The sequence below is a fragment of the Arthrobacter sp. TB 26 genome, assembly GCF_000427315.1.
Classification (GTDB): Bacteria; Actinomycetota; Actinomycetes; order Actinomycetales; family Micrococcaceae; genus Arthrobacter.
In genome coordinates this window covers 1-2729 of the sequence record NZ_AUPJ01000220.1, presented here as the reverse complement: position 1 = coordinate 2729, position 2729 = coordinate 1, and the positions used below count along the sequence as shown (strand labels likewise).

Below are 2729 nucleotides of genomic sequence, written 5' to 3'. Positions count from 1 at the left end.
GGTCCGGGCGTGATAGCGCGGCTCGGTCTGTCCGGCTTCGACAGCCTGTTCCCGCAGGACATCGATGGCCGGACCGTTCTCGGCGTGCAGCATCATCAGTGCGCCGCTGCGCCGGGAGTGCTGGAGCATGCGCAGGATGACGTCGTCGGTCGAATAGAGCGTGCCCGTGTAGGCGGTGTAGAGCTTGAAGCTGGTGACGCCGCGGTCCATGAGCTGGTCGACGTCGGCAACGGTCTCCGCGTCGCAGTTCGTCAGCATCATGTGGAACCCATAGTCCACAGCACACTGGCCATCGGCCTTGGAGTGGTACCAGTCCAGCCCCTGGGCCGGGCGTTCGCCGGGCCGGGCGTAAGCGAAATCGATGACGGTGGTGGTGCCTCCCAGGGCGGCGGCGCGGGTACCGGTGGCAAACGTGTCCAGGACCGGCACGGACTGGCCCTCGGCTTCGAAGTGCGTGTGCGGATCCACTCCGCCGGGCAGTACGTAGCAGCCATCCGCGGAAATGACGGGTACTCCCTCCCGCCGCAGGCCGGCACCGAGGAGAGAGCCCGGAGCCAGGATCGCCGCGATTTGTTCGCCGTCAAGGAAGACATCGGCGGCGACTGTATCGGTTGCTGTCACGACGGTGCCGCCTGTGATCAGGTACGAGCCCATGGATCTGTCCTTGCGTTGCGGAAAGCGGGTAAAGGGTCTCAAGGGTGCCGGGACTGGCCCGGNCGGCTTCTGCATTGGAACGCCGGCCGGGCAGCCCCGACGGGGCGGCATGTCAGCTGCGGCCCGGCTCCTACTTGCCGCCGGCCGTGGGGGTGACGGTGAGCGGCTTGTAGGAGGTTCCGGTGACGTCGACGCCGTCCTTCTTCAGCAGCGCGAGGGCCGCGTCGTTGATGTCGGTCCGGTAGCCGCCCTGGGGCAGCGTCTTGATCGCCTTGCCGTCGACGCCGTTCTGCATGGCTTTGTCCCAGACGACCGGGTCGAGGTAGCCGATGCCCTTGTCGCTGGGCCAGATGACCTTGTTGACTTCGTTCATCATCCAGGTCTGGTGTCCCTTGCCGAGGGCGCTGCCGTTGTTCAGTACGGTGTCGACGCAGCTGTCCGCGTTGTCGCGGCAGTCGATCCAGCCCTTGTAGCTGGCGGCCAGGAATCGCGTGGCGGCGTCCTTGTGCTTGGGGTCGGCGAGCCAGCTGTCCGTGCTGTAGATGGCGTCCTCCAGGGTCTGATAGCCGAAGTCGTTGAGGTTCAGGACCTTGAAATCCGCGGGCTGGTAGAGGTTGCCGGTCTTCGGGTTCACCGTTTCCAGCAGCTGTGCATACTCGTTGTAGGTCTTGGCCTGGATCGACTGGACCTCGTTCTTGAGCAGGGGTGAGACGTCGAACGGCTGTTGGATGACGTTCACATCGGTGGTGGGTTCCACACCGTTGGCGCGCAGGGCGGCGTAGAGGACCGTCTCGTTGCCGCTGCCCCAGCTGCCCATCTTGGTGCCCTTGAGGTCCTTGATGCTGTTGATCCCGGAATCGGCCCACGAGACCTGGAGGAACGCGCCCTTCTGAAATACCTGGCCGATGTCCACGAGGTCCGATCCGGCCTCCCGGCTCGCCATGCTGGGCAGAGCCTGGGTGACGGCGATGTCGGCGTTGCCGCTGGCGAGCACCTGCTGCGGCGAGACGTTGTTACCGCCTTCCTGGATCTTCACATCCAGGCAGTTGTCCGCGTAGTAGCCCTTTTCCTGGGCCTGGTAGTACCCGGCAAACTGGGCCTGCGTAACCCACTGGAGGACCACCTTGACGGTGTCGGTGCTGGCACATTTGCTGCTGGCCGAGGCCGTATTGACGGATGCGGCCTCGGACATGCCACCGCAGCCGGTGAGGAGCAGTGCGCCGGCGGCAATCGCCGCGGCAATTGCCAGGGAACGCTTCGGGGGGAGGGACATGGTGTTTCCTTTCACTTCTTGCTCAGTTGCGGAACGGAGAGGGGTAAGAGTGTGGGGCCTGCGGTCTCAGGCGGCGCGCTTCCAGGGCACGCACACCCGCTCGAGCAGCACGACGGCGCCGTAGAGGGTCAGGCCGAGCGCGCTGGCCATCACGACTCCGGCCCACGTCAGCTCGAAGTGGGACAGGGCCGCTTCGTTGGCGATTAGGACGCCCAGGGCGGTCGCGGGGCCGCCAAAGTACTCGGCTACGAGTACGCCGATCACGCTGACGGTTGCCGCCACCCGGAGCCCGTCGAAGAAGGACGGCAGGGCCTCGGGGATGCGGACCAGCCGCAGGGTCTGGCCGGAGGATGCAGAAAGGGACTCCATCAGTTCGCGGTGCAACGGGCGCATGAGGAGCAGCCCCTGCGTCGAGTTTACGAACACCGGGAAGAACACCATCACCGCGGCGACCCCCGCCTTGGACATGAGGCCGGTCACGCCGAACCAAGCGTTGAAGATCGGCGCCAAGGCGATGATTGGTGCACAGCTGAGGACGACGGCCGCCGTCATGAGCGGCGCGGACAGTCTCTTGGCCAGGGACACGAGCACGGCAGCGAGCACGCCTGCCGCCACGCCCAGGACGAGCCCGAGAAGAACGGCCTCGAGTGTGGTGAGGGTGGCGGCCGCGATCCGGGGAAAACTGCCTGCGAGCGTCAGCGCGATGCCGGAGGGCGCGGGCAGGATGAACGACTTCACGCCGCCGGCCCGCACACCAAACTCCCACAGTGCCAGCCCGGCGATGCCGACAAGGACCGGCGGG

At 66.2% G+C, this 2729-nt stretch carries 3 protein-coding genes; all 3 read right to left on the bottom strand.

Annotation, left to right across the window (positions count from 1 at the left end; translation table 11 throughout):
• A partial coding sequence (locus tag K789_RS26555; protein WP_306376511.1) for an amidohydrolase family protein occupies window positions 1-654 on the bottom strand: 654 nt, incomplete at its 3' end.
• 130 nt (window positions 655-784) lie between these two features.
• Entirely contained in the window at window positions 785-1927 is a 1143-nt protein-coding gene (locus tag K789_RS0107785; protein WP_024366267.1) for an ABC transporter substrate-binding protein, read from the bottom strand.
• A 66-nt stretch (window positions 1928-1993) separates the two neighbouring features.
• On the bottom strand, window positions 1994-2729 hold a 736-nt coding region (locus tag K789_RS0107780), incomplete at its 5' end, for an ABC transporter permease (protein ID WP_024366266.1).

Coding starts and splice junctions, on each gene's coding strand:
- K789_RS0107785 (WP_024366267.1), bottom strand. CDS start 1,927: ATGTCCCTCCCCCCGAAGCGTTCCCTGGCAATTGCCGCGGCGATTGCC.